This window comes from Micromonospora sp. NPDC050495, from assembly GCF_040655175.1.
Classification (GTDB): Bacteria; Actinomycetota; Actinomycetes; order Mycobacteriales; family Micromonosporaceae; genus Micromonospora.
Window position 1 is genome coordinate 141,211 of the sequence record NZ_JBFAJK010000005.1, and the last position, 16,942, is coordinate 158,152.

Below are 16,942 nucleotides of genomic sequence, written 5' to 3' on the forward strand. Positions count from 1 at the left end.
GGTACAGAACCGCGTAGCGTCCGCGTCATGGGCAGGCCGAAGCAGTTCGATCCCGAAGCGGCCGTCGACAAGGCGATGGGACTCTTCTGGCGCAAGGGGTTCACCGAGACCACGCCGCAGGATCTCGTTGCGGAACTGGGCATCGGCAAGGGCAGCCTCTACCACACCTTCACCAGCAAGCGGGCCCTGTTCGACCTCGCCCTGGCGCGGTACGTCGACATGCGGGTGGCCGGCATCACCGAGACGCTGGACGCGCCAGGCCCCGTTGTCGAACGTCTGCGGGCGGCACTGCAACGACTGGCCGACGGGGACGTGGCCCTGACATCCCGTGGCTGTCTCGCCGTCAACACGGCGGTGGAGCTGGCCGGCTCCGACGAGGCGGCGTCCGACGCGGTTCGGCGGCTGTTCGAACGCATCGAGGGCGCGTTCCGGGCCGCGATCGAGGAGGGGCAGCGTAGTGGGGAGATCGCCGCGGACCGTGCTTCCCGGGACGTGGCAAGCCTGCTCCTCACCGCGTTCATCGGCATGTCAGTCCTGGCGAAGAACCGGGATGCGGAACGGTTGCGCCGGGTCGTCGACGCGGTGATGGCCCTCCTCTGACATCCGCCCACCGGATGCGCTCTGCCCTACCCAGATTTTTGACCCGCAGTTACAGAAATGTAGCGAGCGGCCCAGTCGTAAGCAGACGAAGGGATGAAGAAACCGTGGCGCAACATAACGAAGCAGGCGAGTTGGACGTTCCGCCGAACCCGAAGCTTGACCGCAACAAGCGGACGGTCTTGGCTTTCTACGAGGCCGGCATCAACAACAAGGACTTCGCCGCAGCATCGAAGTTCATCGGTGAGCGCTACGTGCAGCACAACCCGCAGATCGCCGACGGCGCCGAAGGCTTCGCGCGCCGCGTCGGCTTCATCAAGGAGACGTTCCCCGAGCTGCGCGCCGAGGTCAAGATGATCGTCGCCGAAGGTGACTTCGTCATGGCGCACGTCCACGGGGTACGGGTCCCCGGGCAGCGTGGCACGGCCATCGTCGACATCTTCCGGCTCGACGACGACGGAAAGCTCGTCGAGCACTGGGACGTCATGCAGGACATCCCGGAGCACTCCGAAAACCAGAACGGGATGTTCTAGCCAGCCGGCGCTCTGGCGTGGCCACCGTACCGGTCAGGACGGTGTCCACGCCGGAGTGCTCTCGGTGCAGATCACCCCGCCGTCAGCGGGCGGCGGGCTGACGTTGGCGGCACGGCGGCCGAGGACCAGCGCGTACGCCAGGAAGGCCAGCCAGGCCGCGGCGCCGACGGCCACCCGGACGGCGACCGGCAGCGGCGCCGGCGTCACGAACGCCTCCAGCAGCGCGGAGACGGCGAAGAGCCCGACCAGGCCGACCGCCACCACGATCGCGGAGCGGCCCGCCTCGGCGACCGCCCGGCCCCGGCTCAGGTGGGCCGGCGGCGCGATCCACGCCCAGCCGGTCCGCAGCCCCACCCCGGCCGCCACGAAGATGCCGGTGAGTTCCAGCAGCCCGTGCGGCGTGATCAGGCCGAAGAAGACGTCCGCCCGACCGTAGGAGATCATCACCCCGCCGACCACACCGAGGTTCAGCGCGTTCTGCCAGAGCAGCCAGAACACCGGCAGGATCAGCACCCCGGAGGCGAGGCACTGGGCGGCGATCCACGCGTTGTGCGTCCACAGGTGGAAGGCGAAGGTCGGCGCGGTGAACTCGGTGTAGTAGCCGGCGAAACCGGAGTCGACCAGATCGGCGGCGGCGTCCTCGCCGATGAACGCGGCGGCGGTCTCCGGGTGCCCGGCGACGAACCAGATGAGGAACCCGCTGAGCGCGCTGAACCCGGTGGCCACCGCACACCACCAGGGCCAGGCCCGGTAGAGGGCAGCCGGCAGGTCGGCCAGCAGGAACCGGCGGACCGCCGCCCACGACGGCCGGGGCCGGCCGGTGATCCGGGCCCGGGCCGCCAGCACCAGGTGGGACAGGTGGTTGACCAGCGCCGGGTCGGGCGAGCGGCTACGCAGCACCGAGAGGTGGGTCGCGGCCCGCTGGTAGAGCACGACCAGCTCGTCGACCTCGGCCGCGGCCAGGCGGCGCCGGCCGGTCAGCCGCGCCAGCCGCCGCCACTCGGCGGTGTGCTCCGCCACGTACGCGTCGAGATCCACACGTCCTCCCCCGTTCGGCGCTCATAGTGTTCACTGTGGCGGTGCGCGCGCAACCTCCCCCACCCCCGCGGTGGGCCGACGCCGGGTTGGTCAGTGGCGAGGCGGTCGAGCTGGACGTCCGGGCCGCCCGGCTCGGCTCCCGGGTGCTGGCCCTGCTGATCGACCTGCTGGCCCAGCTGGTGGTGGCGCTGGTGCTGTCGATCGTGCTGTCGCTGCTGCTGCTCCTGCTGCCCGGCGGCCTGGTCGACGGCGCGCTGTCCGGGGCGATGCAGACCGTGCTGCTGATCCTGGTGCTGGTCGGCTACCCGGTGCTGATGGAACGCTTCGCGGGCGGCCGGACGCTGGGCAAGCTCGCCGTGGGGCTGCGGGTGGTCCGCGCCGACGGCGGCCCGGTGGGCGTCGGCCAGTCGCTGACCCGGGCCCTGGTCGGGGTCGCGGTGGAGTGGCCCGGCCTGGTGCTGCCGCTGCTGAGCTGGGCGGCGAGCGTCACGGTGATGCTCAGCGACCCGCGCGGGCGCCGGCTGGGCGACCTGGTCGCCGGCACGCTGGTGGTGCACACCCGGGCCGCGGGGGTCTGGCGGCCGCTGCCGGCGGCCGTGCCGCCGCTGCTGGGCTGGGCGGCGCTGGCCGACCTGAGCCGGGTGGACGACCGGCTGGCGCTGGCCGTGCGGCAGTACCTCACCCGCAGCCACCAGCTCGCCGAGCCGGAGCGGAGCCGGTTGGGGCGGGAGCTGTGGGCGGAGGTCGCGGCGGTCACCGCGCCACCGCCGCCGTGGGCCGCACCGGAGCCGGCGTACCTGGCCGCCGTGCTGGCCGAGCGGGGCCGGCGGGCGGCACACCGGCTGGGGCGTACCCGGGCGGTCACCGCCACGCTCTGGCCCGAGCTGGCCCCGCCGGCGGTCGCCGACCCGGCCCGGCCGGCGACCCGGTTGCGGCCCGCCGCGCCGTCGGCCGCCGTGCCCGGCCAGCCCGAGCCGGTACGCGGACAGCCCGCCACGGTCCGCGCGGAGCGCTGACCCGCCGGCGACAGCCCGCGTGACCCGCCGCGCGACGGTCCGCGCGGAGGCTGACCCGCCGGCGGCGCCGGCCAGCCGGCTCGGCGCCCTGCCGCCGCAGGGGTCAGGGGACCCGCCGTCGTCCGGGGTCAGGAGAAGAGCGCCCGGCCCCACCAGTCGGCGGCGTCGCGCACGCCCGGCGGGCAGGCGAAGAGCGCGCTGGAGACGTGCCGCAGGTATTCGTTCATGGCGTCGTTGCGGGCCAGCCGGGTCTGGATCGGCACGAACTGCTTGCGGGGGTCGCGCTGGTAGGCGATGAAGAAGAGCCCGGCGTCGAGCCGGCCCAGCCCGTCCGAGCCGTCCACGAAGTTGTAGCCGCGGCGCAGCAGCCGGGCGCCGTCGTTCTGGTCGGGGTGGGCGAGCCGGACGTGCGAGGTCTCGGCGATCACCGGCGCGCCGTCATCGCCCTTGGCGGCGAAATCCGGCTCGTCGAACTCGGCCCGCTTGCCCAGCGGCGCGCCACTGCCCTTGGCCCGGCCGACGATCATCTCCTGCTCCGCCAGGGGGCTGCGGTCCCAGGTCTCGACCAACATCCGGATCTTGCGGGTGACCAGGTAGGACCCGCCGGTCATCCAGTCCTGGCCGTCGCCGGGCTGGGCCCAGAGCTGCTCGCGGAGCAGGTCGGCGTCCTCGGCCTTGAGGTTGGCGGTGCCGTCCTTGAAGCCGAACAGGTTGCGCGGCGTGGCCTGCCCCCGGGTGGTCGACGAGGTCCGCCCGAAGCCCAGCTGCGACCAACGGACGCTGACCACGCCCATGCCGATCCGGGCCAGGTTACGGATGGCGTGCACCGCCACCTGGGGGTCGTTGGCGCAGGCCTGGACGCAGATGTCCCCGCCGGACAGCTCGGGCTTGAGCGCGTCGCCGGCGAAGTGCGGCAGGTCGGCCAGGGCGGCCGGGCGCTTGCCGGCGATGCCGAACCGGTCCCGGCCCTGGGCGTCGCGGAACAGCGTCGGGCCGAAGCCGACGGTGAGGGTGAGCTGCGACGGAGGCAGCCCGAGCGCCTCGCCGGTGTCGTCCGGCGGGGCCTCCGGCATGCCGTCGACCGCGCCGATCAGCCCGGCGTCCTTGCCGGCGGTCATCCGGGCCGCGGCGGCGGTCCACTCCTGGAGCAGCGCGACCAGCTTCGCCCGGTCCTTGGTGATCACGTCGAACGCGACGAAGTGCAGCCGGTCCTGGGCCGGGGTGGTGATGCCGGCCTGGTGCTCGCCGAAGAACGGGACGGCTCCGGCGGCGGTCGCGGTGGCCGACGCCTGGTCTCCCCCGCCGAAGAAGGCGCCGGCGCCGGCGGCCACCCCGGCCACGCCGGCGACACCGGCCCCGGCCAGGGTGATGGCCCGGCGCCGGGACACCCCGCGCGCGGTCTCCCCGGCGCTCGGCGCGCGCACCGCGGCGGCCGGCTCGCTGGGCTCACTCATCGCGTCACCTCCCGGTCGGGTCGTCATCGAGCGACGACGGCGGCAACCTTGCTGATCGGCTCGGCCAGGGCGTTGATGCTGTCCGACAGCTCCTTCAGCTCGGCCTTGCTGAGCTGGTTGTGCAGCTTCCAGCCGTCGCCGACGCGGTGCTTGCCGAGCGCGGCCTCGACGGTGCCGAACTCGGTGTCGAGCTGCTTGACCAGGTCGGGCGAGCGCTGCTCGAGGGCGGGCCGGAGGGCCGCGATGGCCGCCTTGGAACCTTCGAGGTTGGCGTTGAAGTCCCAGAGGTCGGTGTGCGAGTAGCGCTCCTCCTCGCCGGTGATCTTGCCGCTGGCGACCTCGTCGAGGAGCGCCTTGGCGCCGTTGGCGAGCTGGAGGGGGGTGAGCTTCTCGGCGTTGGCCTTCGCCACGATCGCCTTGACGTCGGTGAGCAGCTGGTCGGCGAGCGCGCCGTCCTTGCTGACGTCGCCGGCGGTCCAGAGGTCCTTCTCGATCCGGTGGAAGCCGGTGAACTCCATGCCCTCCTCGACGACCTCCTCCCGGCCATCGATCTTCGGGTCGAGGTCGCCGAAGCTCTCCGCGACCGGCTCGATCCGCTCCCAGTAGGTGCGGGTCACCGGGTAGAGCTGCTTGGCCTTGGCCACGTCGTTGGCCCTGACGGCGGCCACGAACTCCTCGGTCTTGGTGAGCAGCGCCGCGGTCTGGCTCCGCACGTACCGCTGGTAGCTGGCGGTGGCCTCGCTGAGGGCGGCGTCGGGCGCCACGGTGGCGGCGGTGCCGCTGACCTTCAGCGCGCCTCGGATGCCGCGCCCGCTCATGCCCGGCTTGCAGGCCGTCTCGTACGTCCCGGCGGGCAGTTCGACGCGCAGTTCGCGGCTCAGGCCGGGGGCGATGTTCTCCACCTCGCCCATCACCCGGTCACCGGCGGCGTAGACGTAGAACTCGTTGACCTTGGACCCCGAGTTGGTCACCTTGAAGGTGACCTGGCCGGCCTCGATCTGGGTGGCGGCGACCTCGCAGGCGCTGTCGGTGGCCTTGACCTCGATCGGGCCGCCGGACTTGGCGTCCTGCTGGTCCCCGCCGCCCCCGCAGCCGGTCAGGCCGGCCAGGGCGAGCAACCCGGCGGCGGCGGGCACGACGAATCGAGTGGTACGCATCGGTGCGGTGTCTCCTCGGAAGGCGGGCATCAGGCGCGTTGCGGCGCGGTGACCGGGGTGTCGGTGCCGGCCGGCGGGGTGCCGGCGGGCGGGGCGGCGGGCCGGGCGGGTGCGGCCGGCTTGCGCAGGAAGAGCAGCAGCACCGGGACCGCGTACGCCACCCAGGCGATCACCTCGAGCACGGACGGGGTGGCGGTGATGTTGAACATGCCGCTGAGCAGGGCCGCGTACCAGGTGTTCGGGTCGAGCACCGAGGAGATGTCGAAGGCGTGGTTGTTCAGGCCGGGCAGCACGCCGGCCTCCTGGAAGTCGTGCACGCCGTACTTGAAGATGCCGGCGGCGACGAGGATCAGCAGCGCGCCGGTCCAGGTGAAGAACCTGCTCAGGTTGAGCTTGAGCGCGCTGCGGTAGAGCAGGAAGCCGATCACCACGGCGGTGAGGATCCCGCCGAGCAGGGCGAGCAGCGGCCCCCGGCTGGCGCCGCCGGCCGCGCTCTGCGCCGCGGAGTAGAAGATCAGGGCGGTCTCCAGGCCCTCCCGGACGACCGCGAGGAAGGCCATGCCGGCGACCGCGAACGCGCCGACCGCGAGCGCCTCGGAGAGCTTGCCGCGCAGCTCACCGGCGATGCTCCGGGCGGCCTTGCGCATCCAGAAGATCATCCAGGTGACGAAGATGACGGCGGCCACCGAGGTGACGGCGTCGAAGAGTTCCCGCTCGTCGGAGGTGTCCAGCAGGGTGGTCGAGGTGTACTCGATCAGCCAGCCGAAGAGCACCGAGAGCGCCACGGCCGCGCCGACGCCGAGCCAGACCTGCGGCAGCCGTCCGCGCCGGTTCGACTTCACCAGGAAGGCGACCAGGATGCTGACCACCAGGGTGGCCTCCAGGCCCTCCCGAAGGCCGATCAGGTACGTGGCGAACATCGGTACTCCGTAGTCTTGGTTAGGCACGCCTCAGTTAACTTAGGGCAGCCATACCTTCCTCCTGTTCCGACGGTGCGTCAAGTTGTTCATGACAACCTTCACCTGGCCGGGGGCCACTGTTCTGCTCCCGGCTGTGGCAGGATCCGGCAGACCCCTCGCCAGACAGGACGACCGTGGCTGACGACCTCTTCACCCCCACGATCACCCCCACCGCGTACGCCGGGCCGCGGCGCCCACCGTGGCGGCCGGGCTCACTGATCTATCCGGCCATCCTCGGTGGGGCGCTCGCCGGCACCACCCTGGCGCTGATCAACGCCGGCCGGCTCCGGCTACCGGCCCGGGACACCCTGGCCATCGCCGGTGCCGGGCTGGTCGCCCTGGCCGCCCGGGTACTGGTCACCACGATGCTGCTCGACGGCCGGGTGTCCGGGCCGGGCCGGGTGGTCGGCGCGCTCTGCGGCGCACTGGCCTGGGCGGTGGCCAACCTGCTGCAGAAGGGCCGGTTCCGCACCTACGAGATGCGCGGTGGCGAGCCGACCTCGCTGGTGAAGGCCGGCATCGCGGCGACGCTCGGGCTCGGCCTCGTCGAAGGGCTGATCATCGTGCTGGCCGGTGGCCTGCGGTGACCGCCCCCGAGCAGCAGCTGGCGCGGGTGGTCGCGCTGCTGGAGGCCAACCGGCCCGAGCAGGCGCTGACCGAGCTGGGCAAGGTGGGTGGGTCGGCGGCCACCGGCCGGCTGGCGTACCGGTGCCGCACGATCGCGCTCAGCGAGCTGGACCGCTGGGACGAGGTCGCCGAGACCGCCCGGCGCGGGCTGGCCGAGGTGGGGCCGGACGCCGAACTGCTCGGCCGGCTGGGCCGGGCGCTGCGCGAGCAGGGCGCGCTCGCCCCCGCGGAGCGGGCGCTGCTGGACGCGCTGGCCCTCGAACCGGAGGATCCCTGGCTGCTCTGCCAGTACGCGGACCTGTGCACCTCGGTCGGGCAGACCGACAAGGCGGGCCGGCTGGTCGACCGGGCCGCCGCGCTCGCGCCGGAGGAGCCGGCCGTCTACGCCAGCCGGATCCAGCTCGCCTACGCCCGCGGCGACGACCGGAGCGCCCAGCGGGCCGCCCGCGAGTTCCTCGGCCGGCACCCGGACCATCCGGCGGCGCTGGCCCTGCACGGCAGCGTGGCGGTGGCGGCGGGGCGGGTCGGCGAGGCGCACCGCTCGTTCGGCCGGGCGGTGGCGCACGACCCGGCCGACGCCGACTACGCCGAGGCGGCCTGGGAGACCCGGGTGTACGCCCACCCGCTGCTGCTTCCGCTGCGCCCGCTCTACCGGCTCGGCTTCCGGCTCTGGTTCGCCGTGGCGGCGGCCATCGTCGTGCTCAACCTGGCCGGCCTCCGGATCGTCGCGCTCGTGGTGTCGGTGGCCTGGGTGCTCTACTGCGTCTGGTCCTGGGTCGCGCCGCCCCTGGTCCGCCGCCTGGTCCGGCGGCGCTGGCGCCCCTGAGGGGCACCCGAAAGGGCCCCCTGCCCACCAGACGCCTGGTCGGCAAGGGGCCCCTGCGCGCCGCGCACGGTGTGGCGATCAGTACCGGTAGTGCTCCGGCTTGAACGGGCCCTCCTGCGACACGCCGAGGTAGGCGGCCTGCTCCTTGGTGAGGGTGGTCAGCCTGACACCGAGCGCGTCCAGGTGCAGCCGGGCGACCTTCTCGTCCAGGTGCTTCGGGAGCACGTACACGCCGACCGGGTACTCGTCGGTCTTGGTGTACAGCTCGATCTGGGCGATGGTCTGGTTGGCGAACGAGTTCGACATCACGAAGCTCGGGTGGCCGGTGGCGTTGCCCAGGTTCAGCAGGCGGCCCTCGGAGAGCACGATGATGGCGTGGCCGTCGTCGAAGCGCCACACGTCGACCTGCGGCTTGATGTTCTCCCGGGTCACGTCCGACCGCTTCGCCAGGCCGGCCATGTCGATCTCGTTGTCGAAGTGGCCGATGTTGCCCACGATGGCCTGGTGCTTCATCCGGGCCATGTGCTCGTGGGTGATCACGCTGAAGCAGCCGGTCGCCGTGATGAAGATGTCGGCCTGCTCGACCACGTCGTCCAGGGTGGCCACCTGGTAGCCGTCCATCGCCGCCTGGAGCGCGCAGATCGGGTCGACCTCGGTCACCACGACCCGGGCGCCCTGGCCGCGCAGCGACTCGGCGCAGCCCTTGCCCACGTCGCCGTAGCCCATGACGACGGCCATCTTGCCGCCGATCAGCACGTCGGTGGCCCGGTTGATGCCGTCGATGAGCGAGTGGCGGCAGCCGTACTTGTTGTCGAACTTGCTCTTGGTCACCGAGTCGTTGACGTTGATGGCCGGGAAGAGCAGGGTGCCGGCGCGGTGCATCTCGTAGAGCCGGTGCACGCCGGTGGTGGTCTCCTCGGTGACGCCCTTGATGCCGGCGGCGATCCGGGTCCAGCGCTGGCCGTCCTCGGCGAGCGAGCGGTGCAGCAGCTGGAGGATGACCGCGTACTCCTCGGAGTCGGCGGACTCGACCGGAGGCACCACGCCGGCCTTCTCGAACTCGGCGCCCTTGTGCACGAGCAGGGTGGCGTCGCCACCGTCGTCGAGGATCATGTTGGGGCCCTGCCCGTCCGGCCAGGTCAGCACCTGCTCGGTGCACCACCAGTACTGCTCCAGGGTCTCGCCCTTCCAGGCGTAGACCGGCACGCCGGCCGGCGCCTCCGGGGTGCCGTCCGGGCCGACCACGATCGCGGCGGCGGCGTGGTCCTGGGTGGAGAAGATGTTGCAGGACGCCCAGCGGACCTGCGCGCCGAGCGCGACCAGGGTCTCGATCAGGACGGCGGTCTGGATGGTCATGTGCAGGGAACCGGTGATCCGGGCGCCGGCCAGGGGCCGGGCCTCGGCGAACTCGCGCCGGATCGCCATCAGCCCGGGCATCTCGTGCTCGGCGAGCTGGATCTCCTTGCGCCCGAACGCGGCGAGCGACAGATCCGCCACCTTGTAGTCGCCCTCGGCGAGGGTGCTCGGCCGGGCGCCGGACGACGCGCCACTGGGGGCCGCCGGGAGGGTGCTGGTCATGGAAGCTCCTGTCGAACGAAGTACTGCGCAGCCTTCCACCTTACGCGGGTCCGGTTCGTCGCCCGTGCCCGGTTGGCCGAGGCGTGCCGGTCCGGTCGGCGGACAGCGCACGGGGCGGTCGGTCATGGACGGACTTTCCGCCCACGGCCCGGCCGCCCCGTGCATCCCCCCGGTTTGGTTCCCCGCGCGTCATCGGACCTTCGTCGCGACAACGCTGCGTACCCATAGGGTCACACTGAGCAACCAGCCGGTCAAGCCATTTCGGAAAAGTCGGATTCGTCGCCGCGGCCGGTCCGGGCCGGAAGCAGGATCCTCAGCAGGCGCCGCAGGTGGCGACGTACGCCTCACCCGCGCCCCCGACGAGCAGCGGGCCACCCGCCGCGGTGCCCACCGCCGCCTGCCCCGGCCCCAGGCTGACCCGGCCCACCCCGTCGTCCACGGTCAGGGTGCCCGCGCCGCACAGCACCACCCGCGGGCCGGGCAGCGCCAGCCGCACCTCCGGGTCACCGGCCGAGAGCGCCACCCGATGCAGCGCGAAGTCGTCCACCGGCACCGGCCAGGTCACCACCCCGGGGGCCACCGGCACGGCGCGGACCACCGGCTCGCCGAGCACCTCGAAGCGGAGCACCCGCAGCAACTCGTCCACGTCCACCCGCTTCGGGGTGAGCCCGCCGCGCAGCACGTTGTCACTCGCCGCCATGATCTCCACGCCGGTGCCGCGCAGGTAGGCGTGCAGGTTGCCGGCCGGCATCCAGATCGCCTCGCCGGGCGCCAGCCGGACATGGTGCAGCAGCAACGCCACGACCACCCCGGGGTCGGCCGGATAGTCCGCCGCCAGGGCCCGGGCCAGCTCCGCGTCCGGGCCGTCGGCGCGCGCCGCCAGCACCTCCGCCACCAGCCCGGCCCGCTCCGACTCCGGCCAGCTCAACAGCAGGCGGACGGCCTCCCGCAGCCCCGCCGGACCGGTACGCAGCGCCGCCACCACCGGCGCCAACGCCGGTACGCCGAACGCCTCGATCGCCGCCGCCGACACCTCCGGGTCGCGGAACCCGCAGAGCGCGTCGAACTCGCTCAGCGCGACCAGCAACTCCGGCTTGTGGAACGGGTCCACGTAGTTGAGCCGGTCGACGTCCGCCGCGTACCCCGCCCGGGCCTGCTCGGCGTCCGGGTGCGCCTGCAGGCTCAGCGGAGCGTCCGCGGCCAGCAGCTTCAGCAGGAACGGCAACCGGGTACCGAATCGGCCGACCAGCCGCTCGCCCAGCCAGTGCTCCGGTTCGGCGACCAGCAGGTCGGTGAGGCTCACCGCGCGGCCCGCCCGGTCGACGGAGGCCGGGGCACCCGGGTGGGCGCCCAGCCACAGCTCGGCCTCCGGGCCGGCGCTCGGCACCGGCCGCCCCTGCAACCCGGCGATGGCCGTGCGCGAGCCCCACGCGTAGTCCCGGATCCGTCCCCGCAACAGCTCCACGGTCAGCTCCCCGGCCGGCCGGACACCTCGTCCGCGACAACCTCGGGCTGCGCCGCCGCGGTGTGCGCCGCCTGCCCGGTGCCCGCCCGCTCGGCCGCCGCGGAGTAGATGTCCGGTTCCAGGTAGATCACCCGGGCGATCGGCACCGCGTCGCGGATCCGCGCCTCCACGGCGTTGATGCCCCGGGCCAGTTCCTCGGCGGAGTCGCAGGCCGGCACCGCGATCTTCGCGGCCACCATCAGCTCCTCCGGGCCCAGGTAGAGCGTCTTCATGTGGATGATCCGCTCGACCTCGGGGCCGGCGCCGACGGCCTTTTCGATCGCCGCCAGGTCGTTCGGGTCGGCGCCCTCACCGAGCAGCAGGCTCTTGGTCTCGATCGCCAGGGTGAGGGCGATGAGCACCAACAGCACGCCGATCATCGCGGTGCCGGCGGCGTCCCACATGCCGTTGTGGGTGATCAGGGTCATGCCCACGCCGAACAGCGCGAAGACCAGACCGATCAGCGCGCCGAAGTCCTCCAGCAGCACCACCGGCAGCTCGGGCGCCTTGGCGCGGCGGATGAACCGCACCCAGGACTGGCTGCCGCGGATCAGGTTGGACTCCTTGATCGCGGTACGGAACGAGAAGCTCTCCATCAGGATCGCCGCCACCAGCACCGCCACCGGCACCCACTGCCAGCTCTCGATCGGGTGCGGATCGGACGCCTTGTGGTACGCCTCGTAGAGCGCGAAGAGGCCACCGAGGCTGAACAGCACGATCGCCACGATGAACGCGTAGATGTAGCGCTCCCGCCCGTAGCCGAACGGGTGCTCCGGGGTGGCCTCCCGCTTGGCCCGCCGACCGCCGAGCAGCAGCAGACCCTGGTTGCCGGAATCGGCGACCGAGTGGATCGACTCGGCCAGCATCGACGAGGAGCCGGTCAGCAGGAACGCGATGAACTTGGTGACGGCGATACCGACGTTCGCCGCCAGGGCGGCGACGATCGCCTTCGTTCCGCCGTTGGCGCTCATGCTCCCCGCCCGATGCCGCACGTGCTCACTGGTTTGCCAGCTCCTTCATTTCCGTGATGGCCGGGACGGCCATCGGGTCCAGCCCGTGTGCCAGGGCGAGGTAGACCGAGGCGAAATCCGGCACCGCCATCAGCGAGGCCAGCCGCTCCAGCGCGGAACCCCCCTCGGCGGTCACCACGTCGCAGCGCACCCCGCGCCGCTCGGCGAGGGTCTGCACCGCGTCGGCCCGGCGCTCCTCCACCGCGAGCGGCTCGTCGGTGTCGTCCTCGGCGTTCAGCCCGCCGTCGCGCAGCAGCACCAGCCGCAGCCGGGTGGCGCTGCTCTCGGTCTCGTCGGGGTCGGCGAAGATGTCCCGCTCCCCCTCGGCGAGCCCGCCGAAGACGCCGTCGAGCAGACCGACCCGGCCCCGGCCCGCCTCGCCCAGCGCCCCGGCGACCACCGGGTAGCGGGCGTTCGCGGAGAGCGTGTCACCGAACCGCCGGGCGGCCACGGTGGCCAGCGGGGACGAACCCCAGACGATCGGGATCGAGCCGGCCAGGCCCAGGGCCAGCGACTTCGCCGGGTTCACGAACGACTCGGCGGTGGGGCGGCAGCGGTCGGCCTCCGCGTCCAGCCGGGCCGCGGTCTCGGCCAGGTCCGCCTCGTTGACCTTCACCAGCCCGAGCGTACGGGCGGCGAGCAGCACCGGCACGGTGAGCGCCCAGAGACTGGCCCGGGCCGGGGCCCGCCGGGGCACCGGGATGAACGGCGCCCGGGCCCGCTCGGCGACCGACTGGAGCTGGGAGTCCGGTGCGCCGACCGCGACCAGCCGGGCGCCCCGCCGGTGCGCCGCCTCGGCCGCGCCGAGCGCCTCGGGACTGCGACCGGAGGCGCTCACCGCGATGACCACGTCCGCCGCGCCCACCCAGCCGGGCACACCGGCGCTGCGGTGCGGGATCACCGGCACCGGGCAGCGCGGCCCGGCGACCGTGGCCAGCACGTCACCGGTACGCCCGGCGGTGCCGATGCCGGCGATGACGACCGCGCGGGGCCGCCCGTCGTCCGCCAGCACGGTCAGGTTGGCCTCGGCGGCCAGCGCCGCGGACTCCCGCACCTGGGCGCCGGCCGACGCGGTGAAACGCAGCATGCCGCCCGGATCCTGCTCGGCCAACCGCCGCGCGTCGTCCAGCAGTGACTCGTCGGCGTGCCGGTGTCCGCTGACCCCGGCCGTACCCTCCATCACGGCTGCGACGCGGAGCCGCCGCGCGCGTCCTCCGCCGCGGGCCCGCCGCGCGCCTCGTCCAACAGGAGCACCGGCACGTCGTCGCGCACCTCGAAGATCCGACCGCACTCCGTGCAGGTGAGCGTCTGCGCCTGCGAGTCGTAGTCGAGCGGGGCGTGGTGCGTGTCCGGGCAGGCGAGGATCTCGAGCAACTGCGGGTCCAGGGCCACAGCGCGGCTCCTTCCACGTATGCGGTCTCACCGGTCGGCGGTGCCACCCGGCGCAGGCGATCTTATCGGCGAACCGGCGCGGGCACCGGGGCACGTCTCAAGCACCGGCGGGCCGCCGGCGCGAGCCTCCGGTCCGGTGGTCGCCCACCACCGTCACGGTAACCCGGCGCGGGGCCGGGGCCGGCTCAGCGGGGCGGACGGGGCAGCACGCTGGTGGCGTCGCCACCGGCCGGGGCCGGCGGCTCACCACCCGGTCCGCCGGTCGGCGCGGCGGCGCCGTAGACGTTGCCGGCCGGCCGGGGCGCGGGCGCCCCGTAGACCCTCGGGGTGGGTGGCTGCTGCCCGTACACCGGGCCCGCCGGAGCGCCGGCGCGGTACGTCGTGCCGCCCGCCGCCGGCACCGGCGGGTGGCCGGTGGCCGGCTCGTCGGTGCGATCGGCCCGGTTGCGCCGGACCAGGAGGACGATCAGGGCGGCGCCGACGAGCACCAGCAGGATGCCGATCCACATGACGAGGGAACCTCCGGAGGACGTGTCGGCCGCGGCGGTGCGGGACGGGGCGGCCGGGCCGGCGGCGGCCAGCGCCGGGGCGCTGTCGTCGGCCGACGCGACGGTCACCTCCACGCTCGGGCTCGGGGTCGGGGACGGCTTCCGCGTCGGCGTCGGCGAGGCAGCCGGCGCGCCACCCACCACGCGGGCCGAGGCGCCGGCGCGGCCCAGCACCCGGCCGCTGGCGGCGGTCGCCTCACCGACCACCGCGAGCCGCCCGCCCGGCGCGCCGGCCAGGAAGGCCACCCGGTAGCGGACCGTGATGCTCTTGCCCTTGCACAGGGTGGGCTTCGCCGGCGCGGTCCGTGGCGTGGTCACCGTGCCACCGCCCCCGGAGACCGCCACCGGCCACCACCGGCCGGCGCTGTTCACCTGCACCCGGACCTGCTCGGGGCGCACCCCGTCGAGGTGCAGCCCGAGGGCGGTCCGGAGCAGCACGCAGCCGTCGGTGCGCTTGCGCACCTCGATCGCCATCGAGCCGGCCGACCCGCCGACGGTGAAACTGCTCACCGCGCGCACCTCCACCCGGTCGTCGGCGGCCGACGCCGGGGACGCCGCGACGGCCAGCAGGCCGCCCAGCATCGCGCCGACCGTGGCCAGCCGCGCCGCGTGCCGCCTCACCGACATCTCCACCTCACCTGTCCCACCCGACCGGGTCCGCCGGTCAGGTTACTACCGGGTCCTGGTGATACCCGCCCATCGAGCGCTCAGCATGTGTGCCGCGACACCCCGCCGCGTCGCCGCACCTGGTCGACCGGGCGCGACCTCAGCCGGCTACCGCGGCCAGGGCCCGCCGGCACAGTCGGTCGGCGGTACGGGTGGTCTCCGGCAACCGGTACCGCGGGCACAACGCCAGCACCCGGTCCGCGGCGTTGTCCAGGCTCATCCGGTGCCCGACGCTGACGAACACCGGCTTCACCCCGTCCCGGGTCCGCAGCACCCGACCGACCACCTCGCCGCCGTCCCGCAGCGCGCTCCAGGCGCCGCGCTCGGGGCCGGGCGGCGCCCACTCCCCGACCAGCGGCGTCTTCGCCACCCCGATCGCGGGCAGGCCGGTGACCAGGCCGAGATGGCAGGCCAGCCCGAACCGGCGCGGGTGCGCCAGCCCGTGCCCGTCGCAGACCAGCAACTCGGGCCGGACGGTCAGCCGGTCCAGGGCGGCCAGCAGGGCGGGCAGCTCGCGGAAGGCGAACAGCCCCGGCACGTACCCGAAGGCCGGCCGGCCCACGCTCACCGCCTCGTCGACCACGGCCAGCGTGCCGGCGTCGAGCACCGTCACGGCCGCCGCGAGCCGATCACCGCGCTCGGCGTACGCCACGTCGAGGCCGGCCACCGTCGTGGGCGCGGTGGGCCCCGGCCCGACCAGGTCCACCCGCGACCGCAACTCCTCCTGTACGCGCAGCGCCTCGGCGACGTCGGCCGGTGGCACGTACCGGACCGGTCCCGCCGTCACGGCCGCCCGGCGCCGTCCCCGGCCGGCGCGAGGTCCGTCCGGGCCTCCTCGGCCCAGCGCACGATGCCGTGGGCGCTGGACGCCTCGGCCACCTGGGTCGCCTCGTCGACCAGGCCCAGGGCCCGCTGCGGATCGCCCTGCTCCGCGGCGAGGTAGCCGAGCGCGAGCAGGTTCGCCGCCACACCGGGCAGGAAGCCCACCTCCCGGCGCAGTCGGGTCGACTCCTCCATGAGCTGCCTTGTGGCGTCGAACCGGCCGGCCGCCTGATCGAGGAACGCGAGGTGCCGCAGCACGTACGACAGGGTCAGCTTGTCGCCGGCCCGGGTGGCCAGTTCCCGGGCCCGGGCGAAGGCCGGCGCCGCCGCCTCACCGTCGCCCCGGATCACCTGGTGCAGGCAGCCCACCCAGAACTGGGCCTCACCCTCACCCCGCTCGTCGCCGAGCTGCCGGTACAGCTCAGCGGCCCGCTCGAACAGCTCCAGCTCCCGCGGGTCCTCGACCTCCTCGGCCAGGTAGCGGGCGTGCAGCACCCGCCCCCGGGCCAGGGCGAGATCGGCCTCCACCCCGTCCAACGCCCGGTCGGCCGTGACCAGCGCGTCGGCGTCGCCGCCGAACACCGCCTGCTCGTACAGCTCCCGCGCCAGCTCGATCCGATCCGCCGTCGTCATGCCGCTTCCGCTCCTGTCGTCGGTTACTGGTGTCGTTGGTTACTGGTGTCGTTCGTTGCTGGTCGACCTCGGTCGTGGGTCCTCCCGCGGGATCGGTCCGGCCGGGCCGCTCCTCGTCATGGGCATGGGGGACCGTGCGGGAAGGTCGTCAGAGGGCCGCGATGGTCGGGTCCGCGCCCGGGTCGCCCGCCGTCCGCAACTGCTCCTCGAACATGACGAACGTCCTCCGCCGGATTCCGGTGATGAGGGCCTGCTCCCGGGGAGTTGGGTAACGGCGCTCCGCCCGGATCGCGTCCTGCAGTGCCTCCACGGTCTTGTACAGAGCGAAGACCGGGCCGTCGCCATCCAGATGCCGGCCGCGCTCCTGCTCGGTAAGCCAGACGAATTCGTCCGGCGAGATCTCGTAGATCTCCTGCTCACCACCGGCGAAGAGGGCCTTGTCGATCAGGTGGTTGGCCGGCTCCCAGCCGCCGCTGTCTTCGGAAAGACGCCATCCGGCGACACCCCCGTCGGGCATTTCGACGAGCTTGAGTGACGACCCGTAGTACTCGAAGAACCTCGGGAACTTCGTGCTGGTCACGC

The 16,942-nt window shown here is 73.6% G+C and carries 18 protein-coding genes; 5 read left to right on the top strand and 13 right to left on the bottom strand.

What is annotated here, in order from left to right:
- Positions 1–27 precede the first annotated feature (27 nt).
- Both AB0I11_RS08685 and AB0I11_RS08690 read left to right on the top strand, forming a co-directional pair.
- Positions 28–600 carry a TetR/AcrR family transcriptional regulator gene (locus AB0I11_RS08685; RefSeq protein ID WP_357315553.1) on the top strand — a complete coding sequence of 191 codons (573 nt, stop codon included), beginning with the start codon at positions 28–30 and terminating at the stop codon, positions 598–600.
- A 104-nt stretch (positions 601–704) separates the two neighbouring features.
- Positions 705–1,130, top strand: a complete 426-nt coding sequence (locus tag AB0I11_RS08690; protein ID WP_357315555.1) for an ester cyclase — start codon at positions 705–707, stop codon at positions 1,128–1,130.
- 33 nt (positions 1,131–1,163) lie between these two features.
- Here AB0I11_RS08690 and AB0I11_RS08695 read toward each other — a convergent pair whose 3' ends face one another.
- Entirely contained in the window at positions 1,164–2,168 is a 1,005-nt protein-coding gene (locus AB0I11_RS08695) for a stage II sporulation protein M (RefSeq protein WP_357315557.1), read from the bottom strand.
- Positions 2,169–2,209: 41 nt separating this feature from the next.
- Here AB0I11_RS08695 and AB0I11_RS08700 point away from each other — a divergent pair, with 41 nt between their 5' ends.
- Positions 2,210–3,184, top strand: a complete 975-nt coding sequence (locus tag AB0I11_RS08700) for an RDD family protein (protein ID WP_357315560.1) — start codon at positions 2,210–2,212, stop codon at positions 3,182–3,184.
- A gap of 128 nt (positions 3,185–3,312) precedes the next feature.
- On the opposite strand, the gene efeB is transcribed toward AB0I11_RS08700, so the two are convergent.
- The 3 genes from efeB to efeU are packed head-to-tail and all read right to left on the bottom strand — an operon-like array spanning position 3,313 to position 6,715.
- Positions 3,313–4,665 carry an iron uptake transporter deferrochelatase/peroxidase subunit gene (efeB, locus tag AB0I11_RS08705; RefSeq protein ID WP_357315563.1) on the bottom strand — a complete coding sequence of 451 codons (1,353 nt, stop codon included), beginning with the start codon at positions 4,663–4,665 and terminating at the stop codon, positions 3,313–3,315.
- Positions 4,662–5,795 carry an iron uptake system protein EfeO gene (gene efeO / locus AB0I11_RS08710; protein ID WP_357315566.1) on the bottom strand — a complete coding sequence of 378 codons (1,134 nt, stop codon included), beginning with the start codon at positions 5,793–5,795 and terminating at the stop codon, positions 4,662–4,664. The genes efeB and efeO overlap by 4 nt, the downstream gene beginning before the upstream one ends.
- Before the next feature lie 29 nt (positions 5,796–5,824).
- Positions 5,825–6,715 (bottom strand): iron uptake transporter permease EfeU, encoded by an 891-nt coding sequence (gene efeU, locus AB0I11_RS08715; protein WP_357315569.1) that lies wholly within the window; start codon positions 6,713–6,715, stop codon positions 5,825–5,827.
- Positions 6,716–6,888: 173 nt separating this feature from the next.
- On the opposite strand from efeU, the gene AB0I11_RS08720 reads away from it, so the two are divergent.
- The gene (locus tag AB0I11_RS08720) at positions 6,889–7,341 is read left to right on the top strand and encodes a hypothetical protein (protein ID WP_357315572.1); all 453 of its coding nucleotides are present in this window, start codon (positions 6,889–6,891) and stop codon (positions 7,339–7,341) included.
- Positions 7,338–8,207, top strand: coding sequence for a tetratricopeptide repeat protein (locus AB0I11_RS08725; protein WP_357315575.1), 870 nt, complete (start codon positions 7,338–7,340; stop codon positions 8,205–8,207). The genes AB0I11_RS08720 and AB0I11_RS08725 overlap by 4 nt, the downstream gene beginning before the upstream one ends.
- 78 nt (positions 8,208–8,285) lie before the next feature.
- Here the strand turns inward: AB0I11_RS08725 and ahcY are convergent, their stop codons facing one another.
- The 9 genes from ahcY to AB0I11_RS08770 all read right to left on the bottom strand — a co-directional run bounded on the left by ahcY (position 8,286) and on the right by AB0I11_RS08770 (position 16,940).
- Positions 8,286–9,785 carry an adenosylhomocysteinase gene (ahcY, locus tag AB0I11_RS08730; RefSeq protein WP_357315578.1) on the bottom strand — a complete coding sequence of 500 codons (1,500 nt, stop codon included), beginning with the start codon at positions 9,783–9,785 and terminating at the stop codon, positions 8,286–8,288.
- A gap of 313 nt (positions 9,786–10,098) precedes the next feature.
- Positions 10,099–11,250, bottom strand: a complete 1,152-nt coding sequence (gene manA, locus AB0I11_RS08735) for a mannose-6-phosphate isomerase, class I (RefSeq protein WP_357315581.1) — start codon at positions 11,248–11,250, stop codon at positions 10,099–10,101.
- A 2-nt stretch (positions 11,251–11,252) separates the two neighbouring features.
- Positions 11,253–12,260: a cation diffusion facilitator family transporter gene (locus tag AB0I11_RS08740; protein WP_357315584.1), complete on the bottom strand. Its 1,008-nt coding sequence runs from the start codon at positions 12,258–12,260 to the stop codon at positions 11,253–11,255.
- Between the two features lie 25 nt (positions 12,261–12,285).
- Positions 12,286–13,482 carry an SIS domain-containing protein gene (locus AB0I11_RS08745; RefSeq protein WP_357315587.1) on the bottom strand — a complete coding sequence of 399 codons (1,197 nt, stop codon included), beginning with the start codon at positions 13,480–13,482 and terminating at the stop codon, positions 12,286–12,288.
- Positions 13,479–13,691, bottom strand: a complete 213-nt coding sequence (locus tag AB0I11_RS08750) for a Trm112 family protein (protein ID WP_357315590.1) — start codon at positions 13,689–13,691, stop codon at positions 13,479–13,481. The genes AB0I11_RS08745 and AB0I11_RS08750 overlap by 4 nt, the downstream gene beginning before the upstream one ends.
- A 185-nt stretch (positions 13,692–13,876) precedes the next feature.
- Positions 13,877–14,866 (bottom strand): hypothetical protein, encoded by a 990-nt coding sequence (locus tag AB0I11_RS08755; protein ID WP_357315593.1) that lies wholly within the window; start codon positions 14,864–14,866, stop codon positions 13,877–13,879.
- Between the two features lie 139 nt (positions 14,867–15,005).
- Positions 15,006–15,692, bottom strand: a complete 687-nt coding sequence (gene nfi, locus AB0I11_RS08760) for a deoxyribonuclease V (RefSeq protein WP_357315596.1) — start codon at positions 15,690–15,692, stop codon at positions 15,006–15,008.
- Complete coding sequence (locus AB0I11_RS08765; protein WP_357315599.1) at positions 15,689–16,360, bottom strand: tetratricopeptide repeat protein; 672 nt, start codon at positions 16,358–16,360, stop codon at positions 15,689–15,691. Before AB0I11_RS08765 ends, nfi begins: the two co-directional genes overlap by 4 nt.
- 148 nt (positions 16,361–16,508) lie before the next feature.
- Positions 16,509–16,940 carry a hypothetical protein gene (locus AB0I11_RS08770; RefSeq protein WP_357315602.1) on the bottom strand — a complete coding sequence of 144 codons (432 nt, stop codon included), beginning with the start codon at positions 16,938–16,940 and terminating at the stop codon, positions 16,509–16,511.
- Between the last annotated feature and the right edge of the window lie 2 nt (positions 16,941–16,942).

Bases quoted from the DNA above. Each gene is read 5' to 3' on its own strand.
- AB0I11_RS08685 (WP_357315553.1), top strand. From the start codon at position 28: ATGGGCAGGCCGAAGCAGTTCGATCCCGAAGCGGCCGTCGACAAGGCG.
- efeB (WP_357315563.1), bottom strand. From the start codon at position 4,665: ATGACGACCCGACCGGGAGGTGACGCGATGAGTGAGCCCAGCGAGCCG.
- efeO (WP_357315566.1), bottom strand. From the start codon at position 5,795: ATGCGTACCACTCGATTCGTCGTGCCCGCCGCCGCCGGGTTGCTCGCC.
- efeU (WP_357315569.1), bottom strand. From the start codon at position 6,715: ATGTTCGCCACGTACCTGATCGGCCTTCGGGAGGGCCTGGAGGCCACC.
- ahcY (WP_357315578.1), bottom strand. From the start codon at position 9,785: ATGACCAGCACCCTCCCGGCGGCCCCCAGTGGCGCGTCGTCCGGCGCC.
- AB0I11_RS08740 (WP_357315584.1), bottom strand. From the start codon at position 12,260: ATGAGCGCCAACGGCGGAACGAAGGCGATCGTCGCCGCCCTGGCGGCG.
- AB0I11_RS08755 (WP_357315593.1), bottom strand. From the start codon at position 14,866: ATGTCGGTGAGGCGGCACGCGGCGCGGCTGGCCACGGTCGGCGCGATG.
- AB0I11_RS08765 (WP_357315599.1), bottom strand. From the start codon at position 16,360: ATGACGACGGCGGATCGGATCGAGCTGGCGCGGGAGCTGTACGAGCAG.